At 45.0% G+C, this 19,332-nt stretch carries 19 protein-coding genes; 8 read left to right on the top strand and 11 right to left on the bottom strand.

Annotated features, from left to right (window positions below; translation table 11 throughout):
• Window positions 1–79 precede the first annotated feature (79 nt).
• Both BBEV_RS05465 and BBEV_RS05460 read right to left on the bottom strand, forming a co-directional pair.
• On the bottom strand, window positions 80–1,318 hold the full coding sequence (locus tag BBEV_RS05465) for an ABC transporter permease (RefSeq protein WP_069364550.1): 1,239 nt from the start codon (window positions 1,316–1,318) through the stop codon (window positions 80–82).
• Entirely contained in the window at window positions 1,311–2,057 is a 747-nt protein-coding gene (locus BBEV_RS05460; RefSeq protein ID WP_069364549.1) for an ABC transporter ATP-binding protein, read from the bottom strand. Before BBEV_RS05460 ends, BBEV_RS05465 begins: the two co-directional genes overlap by 8 nt.
• 146 nt (window positions 2,058–2,203) lie before the next feature.
• Between BBEV_RS05460 and BBEV_RS05455 the strand changes: the two genes are divergently transcribed.
• The 4 genes from BBEV_RS05455 to BBEV_RS05440 all read left to right on the top strand — a co-directional run bounded on the left by BBEV_RS05455 (window position 2,204) and on the right by BBEV_RS05440 (window position 5,528).
• Entirely contained in the window at window positions 2,204–2,635 is a 432-nt protein-coding gene (locus BBEV_RS05455; protein ID WP_069364548.1) for an HIT family protein, read from the top strand.
• Window positions 2,636–2,738: 103 nt separating this feature from the next.
• Entirely contained in the window at window positions 2,739–3,818 is a 1,080-nt protein-coding gene (serC, locus tag BBEV_RS05450; RefSeq protein ID WP_069364547.1) for a 3-phosphoserine/phosphohydroxythreonine transaminase, read from the top strand.
• A 351-nt stretch (window positions 3,819–4,169) separates the two neighbouring features.
• On the top strand, window positions 4,170–4,754 hold the full coding sequence (locus BBEV_RS05445) for an HTH-type transcriptional regulator Hpr (RefSeq protein ID WP_069364546.1): 585 nt from the start codon (window positions 4,170–4,172) through the stop codon (window positions 4,752–4,754).
• A gap of 222 nt (window positions 4,755–4,976) precedes the next feature.
• The gene (locus BBEV_RS05440; protein ID WP_069364545.1) at window positions 4,977–5,528 is read left to right on the top strand and encodes a DUF3267 domain-containing protein; all 552 of its coding nucleotides are present in this window, start codon (window positions 4,977–4,979) and stop codon (window positions 5,526–5,528) included.
• A gap of 85 nt (window positions 5,529–5,613) precedes the next feature.
• Here the strand turns inward: BBEV_RS05440 and BBEV_RS05435 are convergent, their stop codons facing one another.
• The 6 genes from BBEV_RS05435 to BBEV_RS05405 form a co-directional block, all read right to left on the bottom strand.
• Window positions 5,614–6,213 carry a YpmS family protein gene (locus BBEV_RS05435; RefSeq protein WP_069364544.1) on the bottom strand — a complete coding sequence of 200 codons (600 nt, stop codon included), beginning with the start codon at window positions 6,211–6,213 and terminating at the stop codon, window positions 5,614–5,616.
• Window positions 6,214–6,575: 362 nt separating this feature from the next.
• Window positions 6,576–7,529, bottom strand: a complete 954-nt coding sequence (gene yhaM / locus BBEV_RS05425; protein WP_069366610.1) for a 3'-5' exoribonuclease YhaM — start codon at window positions 7,527–7,529, stop codon at window positions 6,576–6,578.
• A 206-nt stretch (window positions 7,530–7,735) separates the two neighbouring features.
• A complete protein-coding gene (locus BBEV_RS05420) occupies window positions 7,736–9,100 on the bottom strand; it encodes a sensor histidine kinase (protein WP_069364542.1) in 1,365 nt (454 codons plus the stop codon).
• On the bottom strand, window positions 9,097–9,768 hold the full coding sequence (locus tag BBEV_RS05415; RefSeq protein ID WP_069364541.1) for a response regulator transcription factor: 672 nt from the start codon (window positions 9,766–9,768) through the stop codon (window positions 9,097–9,099). Before BBEV_RS05415 ends, BBEV_RS05420 begins: the two co-directional genes overlap by 4 nt.
• A 111-nt stretch (window positions 9,769–9,879) precedes the next feature.
• Window positions 9,880–12,885 (bottom strand): AAA family ATPase, encoded by a 3,006-nt coding sequence (locus BBEV_RS05410; protein WP_069364540.1) that lies wholly within the window; start codon window positions 12,883–12,885, stop codon window positions 9,880–9,882.
• Window positions 12,882–14,126, bottom strand: coding sequence for a metallophosphoesterase family protein (locus tag BBEV_RS05405; RefSeq protein WP_069364539.1), 1,245 nt, complete (start codon window positions 14,124–14,126; stop codon window positions 12,882–12,884). Before BBEV_RS05405 ends, BBEV_RS05410 begins: the two co-directional genes overlap by 4 nt.
• Before the next feature lie 88 nt (window positions 14,127–14,214).
• Here BBEV_RS05405 and BBEV_RS05400 point away from each other — a divergent pair, with 88 nt between their 5' ends.
• Complete coding sequence (locus BBEV_RS05400) at window positions 14,215–14,400, top strand: YhzD family protein (RefSeq protein WP_069364538.1); 186 nt, start codon at window positions 14,215–14,217, stop codon at window positions 14,398–14,400.
• A gap of 4 nt (window positions 14,401–14,404) precedes the next feature.
• On the opposite strand, the gene BBEV_RS05395 is transcribed toward BBEV_RS05400, so the two are convergent.
• The 3 genes from BBEV_RS05395 to BBEV_RS05385 form a co-directional block, all read right to left on the bottom strand.
• The gene (locus BBEV_RS05395; protein WP_069366609.1) at window positions 14,405–14,842 is read right to left on the bottom strand and encodes a PaaI family thioesterase; all 438 of its coding nucleotides are present in this window, start codon (window positions 14,840–14,842) and stop codon (window positions 14,405–14,407) included.
• Between the two features lie 199 nt (window positions 14,843–15,041).
• Entirely contained in the window at window positions 15,042–15,395 is a 354-nt protein-coding gene (locus BBEV_RS05390) for a YlbF/YmcA family competence regulator (protein WP_069364537.1), read from the bottom strand.
• Window positions 15,396–15,553: 158 nt separating this feature from the next.
• Window positions 15,554–16,699 (bottom strand): DUF445 domain-containing protein, encoded by a 1,146-nt coding sequence (locus BBEV_RS05385; protein ID WP_069364536.1) that lies wholly within the window; start codon window positions 16,697–16,699, stop codon window positions 15,554–15,556.
• 131 nt (window positions 16,700–16,830) lie between these two features.
• Between BBEV_RS05385 and BBEV_RS05380 the strand changes: the two genes are divergently transcribed.
• The 3 genes from BBEV_RS05380 (at window position 16,831) to BBEV_RS05370 (ending at window position 19,285) form a co-directional block, all read left to right on the top strand.
• Entirely contained in the window at window positions 16,831–17,049 is a 219-nt protein-coding gene (locus BBEV_RS05380) for a DUF5342 family protein (RefSeq protein WP_069364535.1), read from the top strand.
• 6 nt (window positions 17,050–17,055) lie between these two features.
• Window positions 17,056–18,069 (top strand): PucR family transcriptional regulator, encoded by a 1,014-nt coding sequence (locus BBEV_RS05375; RefSeq protein ID WP_069364534.1) that lies wholly within the window; start codon window positions 17,056–17,058, stop codon window positions 18,067–18,069.
• Window positions 18,070–18,190: 121 nt separating this feature from the next.
• Window positions 18,191–19,285 carry an ABC transporter ATP-binding protein gene (locus tag BBEV_RS05370; RefSeq protein ID WP_069364533.1) on the top strand — a complete coding sequence of 365 codons (1,095 nt, stop codon included), beginning with the start codon at window positions 18,191–18,193 and terminating at the stop codon, window positions 19,283–19,285.
• Window positions 19,286–19,332: the final 47 nt, after the last annotated feature.

Here is a 19,332-nt window from a genome sequence, read left to right as displayed (position 1 = left end):
TTTCAAAGGACTGTTTAAGTTCGCTAAAGGATTGAAGTATAAGCGCAACTAAGTCTTTCTTTATACTTCATAGTAAAACTTACGTTTTCTTTAATTCTTCGAACTTTTTTGTGTAGCTTTTTTTCAAATGGACGTCACTGAGCCAGAGTGCTGACAGGGTCGCAACGAGCAGAATGATCAAACCCTGCAGCCAATCAGCACTGATCCAGCCCGCAGCTGCAAATAACACAGCTTGTGTTAATAAGAGACCTCTCATCCAAAACAGGTGCCCTTCGAACTGCTTCTGTCGTTTCACCGGATACAGTTCAATCATCTGACTGGTGTCATAATGATCTTTCAAGGTGTTCAACTGCATGCCGCTCAATACGACAAATGCACCTGCAGTCAGCCACTGTCCCCAGTTCAAATGAACTGCGGTAACGAAGACGATGCCAAGCACAGTCAGTCTCAAGTAGATTCCGAAATAATCATTTGCTCTGACCAGACTCCGTCCAAGAATGTAATGATACATCTGATCCGGAGCATACCGGATAAAAGACAGAAAGATGTCCATATACCTGCGGCTCTTGACTTTGGCTGTCATCCCTGGCACATCGGTGAAACTGTTGGCAATGCGGTAAAAAGTCATGGTCGTCCGCTCTTCAACATCCAACAGCCGGTGCCATTTCAAACGATACGTATCGGAGAGTTTTCTGAAATAAAAGCCATAAACCGCCAGAAGCAGCAACCCTGAAAGGATCACCATCAGCCATGTTTGTGAATCGAATAACGCAACAATCACGACTCCGTTAATGACAAACCGCATCGCTGTATGCCGATAGACCATCAAATCATCCTGAAACCGTTGTTCTTCAAACCCGGCAAGCAAGTTCCAACCTTTAAGCAGCAGAATGGCAGCCATAATCAGTAACCACGAACCTGTACTATCGACAAAACGGTCCATCATGAGCGGTGTAAATAACAACACCACGAGCGCCGTATAGAAAGATTCCATCAGCCAGCTGTATCCTAACGCTCTTCGAATGTATTTTGGCATATGATGCTCCACAGGCGTGAGAAACACCATATCAGCTTGATGGGTAAAGGTTCTCACCCTGCCCCTGGTCAAAAACCAGACGAAAACCACCCCGGTGACAACTGCTGCCGGAAAGGTGTCCGGAAGCCAGTTGAGCAGCTGACCGTAGTAGTAGCTGCCAAAGACAAACAACAGGTACAACGAAAACAAAAAGCCACTGTTCCCAATCAGGCGTAAATACCGGATGGCCCGCTGCCAAAATTCGCTGCGCCGTGTATCGAATAACTGCCCTCCGTCAAACATGCCGTTCTTCCTTCGTTGCTTCAATATAGATATCATCAAGCGCAGCGCCAGGCATATCAGACTGTTCTCTCATTTCCTCGAGAGTCCCCTGGAGAATCATTTTTCCGTGATGAAGGAAGATGAACCGGTCACAATAGCGTTCAGCTGTTGCAAGGATATGTGTCGACATCAAAATTCCTGTCCCCTGCTCACGCACCTGAACCATTCTGTCCAAAAAAGATTTTATGCCGATTGGATCCAGTCCCACGAAAGGTTCATCTGCTACGTATAAAGCAGGTTGCACCATAAACGCGCACATGATCATGACTTTCTGACGCATCCCCTTTGAAAATTGCGTTGGAAACCACTGTTTCATTTTCGTCATCCGGTATTCATTTAATAATAAATCGGCTCTTTCGCGCATGTCTTGTTCACTTAATCCATATGCCATTCCGGTAAATTCAAGATGTTCCCATAAGGTCATTTCCTCATAGAGCATAGGCATCTCAGGAATGTAAGCCAAATGTTGCCGGAAACTTTCCATATCGTTATCCATCGTTTTTCCGTTGAGACGGATCACGCCCACATGGGGATCCATCAAGCCGAGTATGTGTTTGATGGTTGTACTTTTCCCTGCACCATTCAGACCGATGAGCCCGACGATTTCACCTTGATTCACCTCAAATGAGACATCATGCAAAACCGGCTTATTTCGCTGATATCCACCGGTCAGCCCTTCAATTTCCAGTAAATCTCCCAAAACTGATCAACACCCTTCTTCCCTGATAACTTTTTTCTTTATCTTCACTATATCGAAACAAGTTGGACTTGAAAAGAAAAGCAAAAAGATTTAATGTATAATGAAACGGAATTGAGCATGAAAATCAACGTGAATGAGGTGAAACCATGTCCACCGAAACCAATTGTATTTTTTGCAAAATCATTCAGGGTGACATTCCAGGCGCCAAGGTCTATGAAGATGAACATGTTCTCGCTTTTCTTGATATCAGTCAGGTGACAAAAGGACATACTTTGATTATTCCGAAGCAGCACGAGGAAAATGTGTTTGAATTGTCCGAGGAAACTGCCCGTAACCTCTTCGCTTCGGTACCAAAAGTAGCGAATGCACTGAATGAGACTTTTCAGCCAAAAGGGCTGAACATATTGAATAACAACGGGGAATTTGCCGGTCAATCTGTATTCCATTACCACCTCCACCTGTTGCCAAGGTATTCTGAAGAAGATGGTTTTGACGCCAAATGGGTCCCCCATGCTGACGAATATACTGGTGAAGAACTCGGGGAAATGGCAGCTGCCATCCAATCGCACATATCCTGACCAATTTTGCCAGAACAGTACCGGGGAAGCTTCCCCGGTTTGATTTTGAGTTGAATTGTCAGATTAGTGATAATAATGACTAAATAAGGAGAGATGAACGATCATGACAACGTACAATTTCAACCCAGGACCAAGCCCTCTTCCACAAGAAGTGCTGGACCATGCACAAGCCAACATGTTCAATTTCGAACAATCAGGTATGGGAATCATGGAGCTCAGCCACCGCAGCCCACAATATGAGGGCGTACATAACCAGACCATTAAGCAGATCCGTAAGCTGCTCGATGTACCTGAAGACTATTCTGTTTTGTTGCTTCAGGGTGGAGCCTCTCTGCAATTTGCCATGTCCGCGATGAATTTTCTTCCTGCTGATCAAAAAGCCGCATTCGTCATGACTGGATCCTGGTCTGAAAAAGCCAAAAAAGAAGCTTCTTTTTACGGGCAAACTTATGAACTGGCAACGTCCAAAGCCAATCAGTACAAAAATATTCCGGAAGTTGATCTGTCACTAGTATCACCAGACACCGCTTATATCCATTACACATCAAACAATACGATTTTCGGCACACAATGGACCCGCTTCCCAAATAGTGATCAACCCGCGATCGTCGATATGTCCAGTGATATTCTGAGTAAGGAAGTCGACTGGAATACTGTCGATATGGCTTATGCAGGCGCACAAAAAAACGCCGGCATGTCAGGTGTGACCATTGTCATCGTCCGAAACAGCCTGCTTGACCATGCCTCTGAGAATGTCTCACCGACACTGTCCTACAAACAGCATGACAAAGCAAATTCTCTTTATAACACACCACCCACCTCTGCTATTTATATGACGGGTCTCGTGTGTGACTGGATTGAAAAGAATGGAGGCTTGAAAGGCATGAAACAGCGGGCGGAAGAAAAGGCTCAGCTGATCTATGATGAAATCGATGGTTCTGAGGGCTTTTATACCGGTCATGCAGACACAGCTTCCCGCTCAAATATGAATGTCACCTTTAACTTGCCATCAGAAGAACTGGAAAAGTCCTTTCTTGCCAAGGCAAAAGCAGAGGGATTTGTCGGCCTGAATGGCCATCGATCCGTCGGGGGCTGCAGAGCGTCGATTTATAATGCAGTACCAAAAGAGCATGTTGAAAAACTGATTTCTTTTATGAAAGAATTCCGAAGTGTAAACAAATAGGTCTTAGGAATGGTTTTTTATATAAATACTGTTTCTAACTGGTATTGGAAGCTTCGGAAACACTAGTTTTCAATAATGAATTCGGGCTCCCGGCATAGCAGTTATCCTTACTGTCAGTTGACTGATTGGTCCGTTGAGCAGGGGATATTCGGCCGGGAGCCTGTTTATGGAGTCTTTTCATTGCCATTCTCCTTATTATTCTTTTTTTAGAAAAATCCAAAATCTTTATTGAGAAAAAACATTCGGTTATGTTATGATATGCTTATCATTTTCCTGAAAAAATAATGAATTTTTAGATAATTCACTTTTTTATTCATTTATGATCATGGCATATTAGATTGGAGGGAGATTATGGAGCACCAGGAATTGCAAGCAATGAAACAGTCAATCATGTACAGTCATAAGATTGCACAATTGAGCAAAGCGCTATGGAAGTCCATTGAGAAAGACTGGCAGGCTTGGATCAAACCGTTTGAACTGAACATTAATGAACATCACATCCTATGGATTGCCAACAATTTGGAGGGCGCATCGATCACGGATATTGCCAAGTTTGGTGTCATGCATGTATCCACAGCTTTCAACTTCTCCAAGAAGCTTGAAGAGCGGGGATTATTAACTTTCTCGAAGAGAAATACCGATAAACGGAATACTTATATCTACTTGACGCCAAAAGGAGAGGATCTGCTCCTTGAAACATTTAAAAGCTACAATCTGCAAACGTATGCAGTTTACAGCGGTTCGTTGCCCATTAAAGACCTTTACGGGAAATTTCCTGAATTTTCAGAATTAATGAGCATTGTCAAACATATTTACGGGCCTGATTTTATCCGGATTTTCGAATTGTCTTTATCTAAATTTGAAGATGGGTTCACTGAAAAAGATGGCCAGCTGGTTCCCCGAAAACGAGGCGACCAGGAAGCCTCCACATCGTAAAAGTTGCCACCGCCGGGAGAAGGGATTCTCCCGGTTTTTTGCGCTGTAAACGCTCCCTTTTGACAATCCCGCGACTTTTTTAAAAAAAGGCTTGATTTCTTCTCTTATTCGTCGTAAATTACACTAAGTGTTGTTCATTTATCTGACACGAATGTTGCTCACGGGCAACTGCACAGATCTGAAAAAAAAGAACATACATAGCTTTTTGTGGGGGTGTCTTCAATGAATTGTCTCAAGACCATCTCCGTTGAACGCGATTTTGGAAAAGGCCGACTTATTCTGACTTCTGTGATTTTCAGCGGTATTTATTTCTTATTATTTTTTACTTTGTTCAGAACCTTTTTGCCAAGCGTCCCATTAATCGACTACGGACCTTTCTTTTTGATCCTTGTCATGGCATTAGTCGTTCCAGTTCATCTGATCATGCACTGCCTGCCGCTCTGGCTCAGTGGTACGAAGGCGATCTGCGGGATTCGTAAGGACCAGTGGCCTTACTTATATTATTCTTTTGATCAGTCGATTTCAAAGCACATCAGTATCACATCTACCGTATTGCCTGCTATTGTGATTACGATCTCATCCATTGTCGGGGTCATTCTTTTTCCACAATACATTCACTATATTGCACTCGTCTCTGCGTTAAATGCCGGATTGTGTGTGTTTGATATGCTGAATTTCAAACAGATCTGCATGATTTCTAAACAATGCCTCATCGAAGAACATCGGGATGGATTTTATATCCTCCGTCCGATCCGCTATGAGGAAGCCAATTAACCTGCATCAAATGACAAACAAAAGCTGTCTTGACAGATCGTCTGATCTGAAGACAGCTTTTTTTGGCGACAAGCCACGTGGTTTTTCATTCTTCATCCTCTGATGTAAATGTTGCCATAAACCGGAGGTCTTCTTCTTCAAGGTCAAACGCCAGAATCCGAAGGTCCAACCCTTCTTCAGATGAAGCCTGACGAAGATCAATGAAAAAACTTCGCTCAGCCGGTAGGACATCAATCCAATCCGGTAAATCTGCCGTCGCCTCGATCAGTTGAAAAACCTGTTCTGAAGGCAGTTCAAAGCGCGCAAGTCTGAATTGTTCCTCTCTGACAATTAAATTCCCGTTGTCGGTTACTTCCGGGGACAATGTCATATCAACAGGAATCCGAAAGCCGAACGCCTCAATTCCTGTTTCGACATAAATCGCATCGTCGAGGTAGAGCGTGAAATCATCTTCTCCTTCTTCTCGCATTTCCTGTTCAATCCACAGATTGATGTCATCTTTTGTTGTGATGATCTCAAATTCTGCACCTGATCTGTCCTGATACGCCCGAGGTTGAAAGGCGGTTTCCTGATCGTATGTCAAGAAGGATCGCATCATAAACCACGCGACAACTCCCGCGATTGTTAAAATTGCTGCGAGGCTGAAGAATGCCCACTTCCAAAAATTAATTTTCTTGCTGCCCATCGAACATTCCTTCTTTCAAAGATTTATTCCTTCAAGTTCCTGCGTATTTTTGTTACACTATAGTCAGTATATAAGGTGAGTTTGCAGTAAGATGACTGGAGGTTACATTTTGGCTTATATTCCATATATCATGTTTTCAACTCTTTATCTATTTGTCATCAACTCAATGACAAATACATTGATCACACAAAAAGAAATTCCCGAAGAAAAACAACCCAAGGTTTTCCGAACGATTAATGTCCTGATTTTGATATTGATTACTTCGGCATTCGTCAGACTGTTTCATACGTAGTTTAACATAACACGTGCGTAGACATGGCATATTCAAAGCCCGCAGAAAAAACTCTGCGGGCTTTTCCGTTCTATTTCGACTGGAATCGGGGTTTATAAAAACTTCGATTCTCAAGTGGAAAGACTCTTTCACTGAAGGCCCCAGGCTCCACGTGTTCAAGTGAGCGGTCAAGCATATTCATCCTTGCATCGAGATTATCGATCATATGAAGCATTTCTGCCTCTTTAATCATTGGTGACGTTGATGATCCCCACTCTGGCTTTCCGTGATGGGACAGTATCATATGCTGCAGTGCCATCACTTCTTCCCCTTCGATTTGCAGTTCTTTCGCCGTTTCATCGATTTCCGTGACCATCATCGTAATGTGACCGAGCAGTTTCCCTTCAGTTGTATATTCAGGTGTCATTGGGCCCGACAATTCTCGTACTTTGGCCATATCATGAAGGATAATCCCGCTGTAAAGCAGATCTGTATCAAGCGTCGGATAGAGTTTCGCCAGTTCCTTTCCCAAGTGAAGCATAGAGACCACGTGATAGAGAAGTCCGGAAGCATACTCATGATGATTCTTTACTGCAGCCGGTGCTGTTGCAAAAGATTCCTGATGTTTCTTGAATAAGTGTCTTGTGATGCGCTGAAGTTTGGCATTATTCAACTCGAAAATGAACCGCGTCACTTCCTCGATCATCTCTTCTCTGCCTCGCGGTGCTGATGGCATAAAATCTGCAGCACGTGCCTGATCCTGCTGAGCAGCCAGCCGGATGGAACGAATCTTCAATTGACGCATGCCCCTGAAATCCTGGACTTCCCCAGTTACATTAACAACTTTTCCTGCCTGATAAGCCTGTTCATCTTCCGGGGATACAGCCCACATCTTCGCATCGATTTCACCTGTCTGATCCGATAATTGCAAAGATAAAAAAGGTTTCCCATTGCTTGCGATTCCTTTTCTCGCCTGTTTGATCAGCATAAAGCTCTCCAAACTGTCTCCGACGAGCTTCTGTTGAATGCCGGTTGTCGCAGTCATGCACATCACTCCATTCCCATAGTTCAATGCATTCATTATATCATACATACGTTCGCAAGTCTTACTGAGATCCCTGTCCTGTTCATCTTTTACATGCACGGGAAATAAGCTCTCCAAACGCAAAAAAATCGTACTGACACTTATACATAATGCCTTGAACAGACCTGAACGGTGCAATCTAAGAAGAAGACCTGAACCACATTGGTTCAGGTCTTCTTCCCTGAGGATACGTTATTGGATAAACGGATATAAAACGTGACACCGCCTTCTTCGTTTTTAACAGCTGGCGAACCGTCGTGAAGTTCACAAATCCGGTTGACTATCGCAAGCCCTAAACCGAACTGTCCTTTATTCCCCTTACTGAAAGGGGTGAAAATATGGCCCACCTCATCTTCAGGAATCGGATCGCCATCATTCCAAACCGTGATGAGGGTGTGCCCTTCTCTCTCTTCCGCTTTCATGATCATCGTTGACACAGCATAACGCAGGCCATTTTCAAGTAAATTCTCCAATAATACACTGAGTAATTCACGATCCCCATTGATCCGGGTATCATCACCTTTTACCTGAATCGTGATGTCATCCCTGGCAACCCTGAAGCGGTTCTCAAGGTCATAGGCTATGGCCCCGAAAGGAAATTCACTCCAATCCATCGGTGCTTCTTTCAATGAGTCCAGTTTTGTATAGTAAAGCATATCCCTGACCCGTTTTTCCATGCGTTCGGATTCCTGTATGATCACATCCATTGTTTCTTCTATATTTCTTTTTGGCAGGATTCCGTCCTTGACGGATTGGGCATAGCTTTTCACGACCATAATCGGTGTTTTCATTTCATGAGAAGCATGTTGAATAAACGTCTTCTGAGCTGAATCAAACCGAATCAAATTCTGCCGCATGATTTCAAATTGACCTGAAAGCTTTTCGAAATCCTTGTCCCCTTCCCAATGAAAAGGCTCTTTCCAATTACGCTCAGCAATTTTCTCGAAATGATTACCTAAGGTATTTAACGGACTCTTTAAATAAGACTTCAGCCAAAATGCAGGAATCAGACTCATCAGCCCGGCAATGAGCATAATGACACTAAGCCGTGACCATAACCGGTTGACCATCTGATCACGGTAGGTATCCCACATATATGAAATGTGATATGCCTCACCGCTGGTCGTATAGACTTTGAACACCACGTAGAACAGTGTCGCATCATTGAAGTTCAACTCGTACCTGCCACGTCTGGCTAACTGCTCCTGGGCTTTTTCACCCATCTCTGCCAAAACATCGTTAGGAACAGGGTCACCTTCAAGGGTACCGAACTGATTCATCAGAAACAAATGCCCAACCGACCGTTCTGCTTCTCGTCTTTCAATGAAATCGAGCTCTGAATTGGGGGGCACCATGTGTTGACCATAAGGATTCGTATAGCGGGTCTGCTCCTGTTCGATAATCCGGTACGTTTCCTCTGTTAACGTGCTGTTCAATGACAATGGATAAATGATCCCGATCAATAATCCGACGAACAAAAGAATCGAAATGAATGAAAACCAGATTCTCTGTGTCAGGTTCAATCGAATCATGATGCCAAAATCCTGTATCCGAATCCATAAAGTGTCTCCACATGGATGCGCGTCAGTTTTTTACGAACACGACGGACCACATCATCAACGGCACGCTCAGAACCGAAATAATCTTCGCCCCATACATAATCAATAATTTCCTCCCGGGAGAGAGCTTTACCGATATTTTGCGCCAAAAGAATCACCAGGTCCATTTCTTTTGTGGTTAAATCAATCGTTTCCTCATCGTCCGTCACGGTTCTTGACATCGGGTCGATTTCATAGCCATTCAACCGGATCAGATCCTGAGACACTTCATCTTTATTGTATACCCGTGATAAAAGTTTCCTGGCACGGATCATCAATTCTTCCGGCATAAACGGCTTCGCCAGATAATCATCGCTGCCAAGCTCGAGACCCAGAACCCGGTCTAGGTCCTTATCTCTTGCAGAAATGAAGATCACAGGCGTATCCTCATGCTGTTTAATCTGTTTTAATAATTGATACCCATCCATGCCTGGTAACATAATATCAAGCACCCATAAATGCGGTGGCTCTTCGATCTTCTCAGATGCCTCTTTTCCATCAGTGTAATGCTTAACTGTCCATCCTTCTTTTTCCATGTAGGCTTTGATCACTTCTCCGAGATTCTGCTCGTCTTCCACTAAATAGACCTGATATGCTGCCATATTATCTGCCTCCTGATCCAATTTCAATACCATTGTATGTCGAATACCTTCTGGTCAAAAGTGTAACTCATCCAAGTATATCAGAGGAAAAAGTCCGATATTTTACACAATTCACGATAGTTTTTTTACGTTTCCACCCAGCTCAGAACCGAGCTCTGTTTCAAGCCATTCATGACAGGTCATAATCAGGATTTGCCTTGACCCGGAGAGTTCTTTCAATAATTTTAAGACGCGAATCCGGCGGGCAGCATCGAGATTGACCAGCGCTTCATCAATGATCAATGGAAAAGTATGAGCGAAGCTTTCATCCAGTGCAAGAGAAAAACGTAAAGCCAAATATAAAAGTTCCTGTGTTCCCCGGCTCAGTTCCGCGGGAGTGAAGCGTTGCCCATCTTGCGAGACGACGATGAAACTGCTCCCCTCGGCTGGTATGAAGAAGCCTGTGTAGCGTCCATTTGTGAGCGTTGAAAAATACGCTTTTGCTCTGGCAATCACTTCAGGTTGACGTTCTTGTTCATAGGTTTCTCTGATTTTGTGAATATAGTAAAGAGCGGTTTTTGAAACGAGATACCGTTTCCTCGTTTCTTCAAGCTGCAGCAGCCTCTGATCCCTTTTAAAGATGTATTCTTCCATTGTACCATCCTGCTCCATCGCAGTGATCGCCTGCTGGAGGCTTGTTCGTTCTTCAATTGCCTGGTCACGCCGGTGTTTGATCGCTTCGAAATCCGTCTCCAGTTGCTCCAGACGATCTGACACCGGACGCGGATCTTCCATTACTCTTTTAACGATCAGTCGCCGCTCCAAAGAATCAGGGATGCCTCCGGCTAGTTGCCGATTCAGTTCATGGCTTTTTTCTCTCATCTCTGTCCATTTTCGAACCTGTACGCCCATTCGCCTGAACGATTCTTCATCTTCAGCACCTGCTTGCTCCAATAACGTATCTGCCTGACTCTGAAGATCATCCAGCTGCGCCTGCGTCACATCTTGCTCCCGCTTAATCGCAGACAATTCAGAGCGTAGTGCCCCCAGTGCTTCTTGTTCCTTCGTGATGCGCATCATCGCATCGAACAGCCAGGGCAGTTTACGCTCCAATGACGAATGTTCCATTGACGGAACATCCCGCCAGCGGCTGATCTGCTTTACAGCTTCTGTCACCTGATCATCGTAAGAGGTAATCCATCGAACGATCTCATCTCGTTCAGTTTTGATTGTTTGACGATCAGTGGCGATACTTTTCCATTCCCGGAAATCTTCAAGGAAATAATCATAAACAAGAATATCACCCGTTTCCGGAAACCCGCAGGATGCGAGCCATTCATCCCGGTCCTGTCCCCACTCATCACGGCGTTCCCGAACATCTTGAAGATCGTTTCCAATGGTCTCTTTCTCTCGTATATGCCGGTCCAACTCTTCATCAAGCGCACTGATTTTCATCCGGATTTCATCATCCGCTTTCATTGTTTTCGAGAGCTCTTCCAAATTCATGTAATGAGGGGACGTTTCAACCTGATACTGTTCAAGCTCTTCCGCCTCGCTTCTCATTGATTTTTTCTTTTGTTTCATGTGCCTGAGATCCACCACGATGCTTACACTCCAGGCACCACTCAAAATCAGCATAACCCCGGCTACGATCCACTCCGACACGAACAGAAGCCCTGCAAACAAGAGAATCCCGATGATGCCCACCAGCCTCAACCGCGCGGTCTGTCCATGCATTCGTGCATCCAGTTCTTCTTTTTGTTCTTCCAGACGTGACAAATCACGCTTGATGCGCTCGTTTTGTTTTTGCTGTTCCTGATAAGCTTCGTAATGTTGCATATCCCGTTGAATCGACGCTTTTTCTTCGTCCGGCAATTGCTTTTCCTGCCATTCAGTCCGCCGGAGTTCCGCCTGCCTGATTCGTTCACTCACGGTTTTTAACTGTTGCTCTTTTTCTTTTTCCAGGAGTTTTATTTCCTGCAACCTCATCTTCAGCTGTTCAAATTGATGCAGTTGATACCCATCGGCTACCGCTTCTTGAAAGACTTCGCGTGGAATGGAAGACCATTTTTCTTCAAGGACTTCCTGACGTGCCTGTTTCTCTCTGTCTCTCGCATCGAGGCGTTCGAGCTCACTTTTTTTATGGGTGAAGAGACTCGCATTCTTCTCCACTTCCCGAATGTGTGAGAGTTCTTCGTCCCCTGGGATCGTATTTGACATTGAGTCGATCTTTTCAGACAAGGTTTTGCTCTCGCTTCGTCTCCCGCTGATTTTTGCACGAAGGGTCACCATTTCTTCTTGAAGTTTTTCCAGCCGGTCGATCCCTTCTTGAGGGAAATGATCAAGAATGGATTGATCTTCTTGTTCCTTTGCGTTTTCAAGGGTGTACCATTCCCGAATCACTCCTTCAAAGCTATTTGCCAACGTCATCCGGCGACGTTCAGTTTCCGTGGCACTGAATTCGCTCTCGAGTTCTTCCTGACGCAGGGATGTCGTTTCCAATTCTTTTTTCATCGATGATAATGAACCCAGCTGTTTTTCGGTTTCCTGTATTTTTTTGTCGAGATAATCGAGTTCCGACAAGAGCTGGTTCATGTACGGCTTCTGGCCTTGCGCTTTGAAAAGCTCTTCTTGCTCCTTCGTCAGTTCACGTTCAATTTCAGTCAGGATTTTACCGCGTTCAAAGCCCGCATCATACAGAAATTCATTCATGTCTTCAGGTTTCAGAGACGACAATTGACTGATGCCCTCGAGATCGATCAAAAATACGCCTTTGAAACTCTTTTCATCAAGGCCTCCGAGAAATCGTGCAACCCCTTCTTTTCCTTCCTTCAAACCATCCGGAGCCGTGATTGTCACATCCCCGGTTTTACGCCTTGAAGCGATGCGTTCAATGCGCCAGACTTTCTCTTCCTCATTCGTAAATTCAAGAAAACCGCCGTACTGTTTCGATTTGCGAGGCTTCCTGTCGTCTCCGCCACCAGGAAAACCGAATAATACCGCATAAATAAAAGAGAGAATCGTCGATTTCCCGGCTTCGTTGTTTCCGGTAAGTGTCACCGGTACATCATCTTGAAATGTCAGGTCGAAATCAACCCATTTACCATACCCATAAATATGAATCCGGCTGATTCTCACGATCGATCGGCCTCCTTTTGGATGAGTGCAGAAGTAACCCGTTCCACAGCTTCATCAGCAATTTCCTGATCTTCCTGGACTGAACCAAGCTTGGCAGATACTTTACGGTAACGGGCATTTCGTTCAAGATCGGTTGTTATGTCTTTGAACCAGTCCTCTTTTGATCTGAGCGACTCCCTGATTGACAATAAATCTCTGTATAGTGAATCCTCCCGTAATCGTTCCGCCGCTTCGTGATCCACGAGACCTTTCAAGCGGATCGTATCAATAATGACTTCCTCCTGCATTCCCAGGCCTTCTTGCAGCAGCTCTTTCAATTCGCCATTGTTATGACTGTTCACGAATTGTGAAAAGCGCGAAGTCTCCCCGAAAAACATAACCGTCACGATCGTCAGTGCAGCGAGGGGAAAAGCTTGTACTTCATCGGCAAAACGCTGAACGATATCATCCAGCTGTTCGGTCCCGGAAACGTCCACATGCACGTTCTGATATTGAACGGGCGCCGTTGCCTTGAATGAAGCTGTAAAAACCCCTCCTGATATAGAGACCTTCAGGTATCCTTTTTCCCCGGATTCTTTCCGGTGCGCACCCTGCATATTTCCCGGGTAATACACAGGCGGTTCTTCACTTAAAGTCATTCGCTTATGGATATGGCCCAAAGCCCAGTAATCATATCTCAGGTTTCTCAGCTCAGACAGATTAAATGGCGCATAAGGAGCGTGATCCGAAGCGCTGTTTCCAGCCTGACCGTGAAGAACGCCGATGTGCCAAGTCGCATCTTCCGTCCGGTTTGGAAAATACGCTTTGGCTTTTTCTGTAAATTCTTTTTGCGGGTAACTGAATCCACTGATTGCAAGCGTTTCTCCAGACTCATGGCGGTAGAAAAATGTTTCACCACCAACAGGGAAAACTTTCACATTGGCTGGGTATCCGACTGCTTCTTCCTCGATCAGCGGGTCATGATTCCCATGACTGATATAAACAGCTATCCCCTTTTCATTCAGCCTCTCGCACTGCCTTTTGATAAACCATTGGCCTCTCAGGGACCGGACCTCTTCATCGAAAAGATCCCCTGCAATCAAAACGAAATCCACCTCTTCAGCCAAAGCCTCGTCAACCATCTTCTCAAAAGAACGGTAAGCGGCTTCTTTCACCAGTTCTTCCTGGTTATTTTTCAGGTTACTGTTTGTTTTGACCGGGCGTCCGAGATGAAGGTCCGCACAGTGGATAAATGAAATCATAACTGCACCTCTTTCGTTTGTTCTGGTTTTCCATCAGCTTCCTGCGGGTATAAGAATGAATGAGTATTCAGACCAGGAGGGATAACCAATGGCAAAGTATTATGTAACCGCCTACGACAAAATCGGGAAAAACCTGATGAATGATGTCATCGAAGCTGAGACGGATTCAGAAGGCCGCGAGCTCGGAATGAAGCAACTGGAGGAACAAAGCCTTTTGGGGCACACCGCCCGTGTGGTAAACAGCCAGGGGCAACTGCTTTATTTTCATGCGTAACGGATTATCTGGATTGCGGGAGCCTGTAGAAGGTTCCCGTAGTTTCGCTTAAAAGATTCCCCTCGTCGTCACTCACACTGCAGGTAATAAACTGAATCGTTTTGCCGCGCTTTTTAAACGACGCCAGTGCATGCATGTGACCATCTTTCGCTGATGAGAAGTATTGTGTCTTCAGTTCGAGGGATACAGCAGGCGCTTGCAAAAACGCCGCACACAAATGACCCATGGCGGTGTCGGCAAGGTAATGCAGGATCCCACCGTGAATAAAGCCTACCGGGTTAAACGTAATCTCCGTAACCGGTGCCTTAATGGCAACGGTTTCTGCTTCTTCATCGTATTGGAATTCAAACCCCATGAGTTCATATAAAAAGAGTTGGGGAGTTCCTTCCTCATGTGCCGTTATCGCTTTATCCGCTCTTTTTAACCACGCTTCACGATCCATCATCAATCTCCACCTTTGCCATTGTTTTCTTTTCAGTATACCGTTTATTAAACGTTTATGCATGTCAGAATAACCTCATCCGCAACAGTGCCCTTTATGGCGTAAGCTTTTTATGATCTGTCTCCAGGTACCGGATCCACGCTTAAAAGCACACAAAAACCGGTCATTCAATGATGAATGACCGGTTTAAGATCGTTACTTATTGTTCTTCACCAGTGCCGTAGAGTGCTTCAAGAGGCTCTGTGATGATCTTGTTAATATCGCCAACAAGCTGGCTCATACGCTGCTCTTCTTCCATCAGCTTGGAAATCACTTCGTGCTGCTGAACCAGTTCAAACTGCTTTTGAGCTTCCTGGATCTCTTCTTCAGTAATTTCCTGTCCCTGCATCTGCTTTTCCTGCAGGCCTAATTGTACGTTGCGGAAGTTATCAAGCATACGTTTTGCTACTTCGTCACTGTTCACCTGATCGTGCAGGCCTTTCAATGTTGTGAATTCCTCGCTGCCTTGTAATTCGCCAGCCAATTCACGTGCCTTATCATAAGGGTTTGCCATAAATGTGTTCCTCCTCATTAATTACGAATAAGCAAATGTAATTGAGTAATTCCTATCACAAATTGCCTCTCGTCTTTGATCAACTTAGACTATAACACGAATGGATACTTCATTTCATCCGATTTGGCAAAATTCTTACCGGTTTTTTCATTACTCCATCAATACGGTGTAAACGTCAGAAATAAAATCGCCTGTAAAAGACCAATGGCGCCTCCAATCAGGGCACCGAGAAGCGCAATCAGTTTCAATTCTCTGGCCGAAACGGAAATAATCATCTGTTCGAGCTGAGTAATCGGAAACTGATTGATCTGATTGGTGACGACATCCCTGATCCCGATCTTTTTCATCATCCGGCTGAGGTATTTCGAAACGATTGAAGTGGAACCGGCCATCACGGCAGGAATGACCGTCTTGTCGAGAAATGCATGATAACCACTGCCCCACTGATTAATCGGCTTGTCCCACTCCCCGACAACCGGAATTTCATTCACAATTTTTTCAATCAGTTCCCGGATGTGTTCATCTGCTCTTGCTTCATCCAGATAATCAACCGGCCGTTTTTTCATCGCCTGATGCATTTCCCTGTTCAATAGATCCGTCACCATCCGGTTTGTCTGATCATCCCGAACAAATCGCACCAGTTCTTTCGTAAGCAGATTGGTTAACGAAAAACGGTTGATAACTTTTCCCAGCATGGAACCGACGCCGCCCCGGGATTCAAAAAAGCGCGTCACCATTCGCCGGATTTGTGCCTGTCCTTCATCACTCACCAGATAAACTTCGAAACTTTTCAGGATTTCTGATGTGACAACCGGCATCTTCTCTTCTGCTTTCACAACCCAGTCTGCAGGGAGGGTTTCTTTAATAGGCACATATTTATATTGCTTTAACAGTTCACCAATTTTATCGTTGATGCCTGTCTCCAGATTCTGACGGATGACGGCAGTATTGCCTTTTTTCTCAAACGTCTCTTCCAGCCATTCATCAATCGTCCGTTCATCATTCAACAGTTCTTCGATGCCACGCTGCATTCTTTTTTCAATTTCATCGGAGAAAGCGGATCCGGTCAGCTTCGACTGAACTCCTTCAGGTGTCAGCAGATAATCCTCAACCATCCGCCCGAGCCGATCAGCAATTTCTCCACGGCGTTTTGGCACCAGTCCCGGTGTAAACGGTATACGCAGAGGACCGATATAAATCGCCTGCAAAGGTCTGAAAATCATCCTGATCGCCAGCACATTCGTCCCCCCGCCGAGTACCGCCCCGATCAGAATCATCATAATGAGTAATCCTGCTGTGTCCACGATGTTCATCCTCCTTCAAAACCTGTCCATTTATTACTTTACCTGAATTTCATCGGATGAAAACCCGCTTCTTTTCAGCGTGGTCCAGTCATGATACGATATGATCGATACATAGAAAGGATGTTGTCTGTATGATCACACATTTTCAACAAAAAGAAATCGACCGCTCCATTCCGAACGGGAAATGGTTGATCAGCTTCTTCCACCAGCAAAAACGTTGTACGGGCCATTATCATAAGAATGGCGAGATTACATGGATACAGCCCCCTGAAAGTCAACTGGAGGAAATTCAGGCCATCGTCCATGATCTGATGCTCTATCATGTGTATGAGGACCACAATCCGCATTAAAAACGGATGAACAACAAACCAGTGGCAAAAGCCATACGTTTTTCTTATCCCCCACTTCTTCAGAGACATTCAATTTCCCTGAAGAGCCAGAAAGGAATTCTGACCATGATCAACCGTTTGAAAACCCATTTCCCCCATGCTGTCGCTGATGCATCAACACCTGCCGGGTATCAGCTGCTTGTCTCCCTGGATTCAGGGGAGCAACTGATTCTTGATAAGCGGGAACTGTCACCGGATGAAACGGGTATGCTGAAAAAATTATTTGATACAAAAGAACCCAGTTCATCGCCTTATAATGAACCTGCCCGTTCTTTTCATCGCTGGCTAATCGAAGGAAACGACGATGGAAAAGCCAAGGCTTCTGAACATGTGAAGCGCCCGTGCAGGTTTGTGTATGTCCATTTCAGCGCACATCCTGAGAACGATCCGGATCTCAATGAAGTGATCGAGAGTTTCTTTCCGGGTACGGTCGTACAATTGTGGCGAACCCCGCAGGATCTGGTGATCGTGCAGGAAATCAATGAATGGTTTGAAGATACGGTTCCCTTTGATTCGATCATTGATACACTGGCGACCGATTTCTTTATTAACATCGGCATTTATGCCGGCAGTCTGATTCCGTCACCGGATGATGTGTCCCAGGTGTTCACTCGTGAAATCCGGATATATGACGGCATTAAACCGCTGTTTGCCAAGAAAAAATCGTTCCACGAACAAGAAGCGATGATTTATTTCATTTTGCTTCAGTTGCCCCGCGACATGAAACACACATTGCTCGAACCGCTGGCCGCGATTAGAGGCGACAGTGAGTTAAAAGAGACTATCACAATCTATCTCCGGCATAATCTCAATACATCGTCCGCGGCAAAAGAAATGTATCTGCACCGTAACACGATGCAGTACCGACTCGACAAATTTATTGAGAAGACTGCCCTTGATATTAAACATTTTCCAAATGCTGCTGCCTGCTACCTGATGCTCGCACTCGAAGGGATTTCACATAAAGAACCATGGGACTAAGTGTGAACATGCACAAAACCCTTTTTCTTTTTTTGTGCATCCTTACAGTAGGATTGTAATCCTTAACAAGATACACTGAAGTCAGTTCAAAAATAGCGTTTACACAGGAGGTTTTTTAACAATGGCAGATATCAAATTTGACGGCTTGTATAAAATTTTCGACGGTGACATTCAGGCCGTAACCGACTTCAATCTCGACATTGATGACAAAGAATTCATTGTGTTTGTCGGACCATCCGGTTGTGGTAAGTCTACAACACTGAGAATGGTTGCCGGCCTCGAAGACATATCCAAAGGTTCTTTGTACATCGGTGAAAATAAAGTGAACGATGTGGCACCAAAAGACCGCGACATCGCAATGGTATTCCAGAACTATGCCCTTTATCCGCACATGAATGTGTATGAGAATATGGCATTCGGACTGAAGCTTCGTAAGTTTGATAAAAAAGAAATCGATGAGCGTGTTCGGAACGCCGCGCAGATTCTCGGGCTCACAGAAATGCTCGACCGTAAACCGAAAGCAATGTCCGGTGGACAGCGTCAGCGTGTTGCACTCGGCCGTGCCATCGTCCGGAACCCGAAAGTGTTCCTGATGGATGAGCCGCTGTCCAACCTGGACGCTAAATTACGTGTTCAGATGCGTGCTGAAATCATCAAATTGCACAAGCGTCTGCAGACAACCACCATCTACGTAACACACGACCAGACGGAAGCCATGACCATGGCGACCCGAATCGTTGTTATGAAAGACGGGTATATCCAGCAGCTTGGTGAACCAAAAGAAATTTACGACTATCCAAACAACGTTTTCGTCGGCGGATTTATCGGTTCACCTGCGATGAACTTCCTGCAAGGCAAGCTCCAGGACGGTAAATTCGAAATGGGTGACATGAAGATCGTCGTTCCGGACGGCAAGCTGAAAGCATTGGAAAAATACAATGGCAAAGATATCATTCTTGGCATCCGTCCGGAAGACATCCACGATGAGCCGGTCTTCCTTGAAGCCAACCAGGATTCCCGCTTTAATGCGATAATTGATGTAGCGGAATTGATGGGTTCTGAGTCATACTTGTACTCCAAAGTGACTGACCAGGATTTCATCGCCCGTGTTGATTCCCGAACGGACATCAACAGTGGTGATAAAATCGAATTGGCATTCGACATGAACAAGTGTCACTTTTTCGATGTAGATACTGAAGAACGCGTCAGAAACTGATTTGACCATATCTGAAAATGGGATCCCTCTGCACCTCCCCCTTGGTG

It is taken from the genome of Salisediminibacterium beveridgei, from assembly GCF_001721685.1.
GTDB classification, from domain to species: domain Bacteria; phylum Bacillota; class Bacilli; order Bacillales; family Salisediminibacteriaceae; genus Salisediminibacterium; species Salisediminibacterium beveridgei.
Note: the sequence above shows the minus strand (reverse complement) of the source record. Positions and strands in the feature narration are given on the sequence as shown.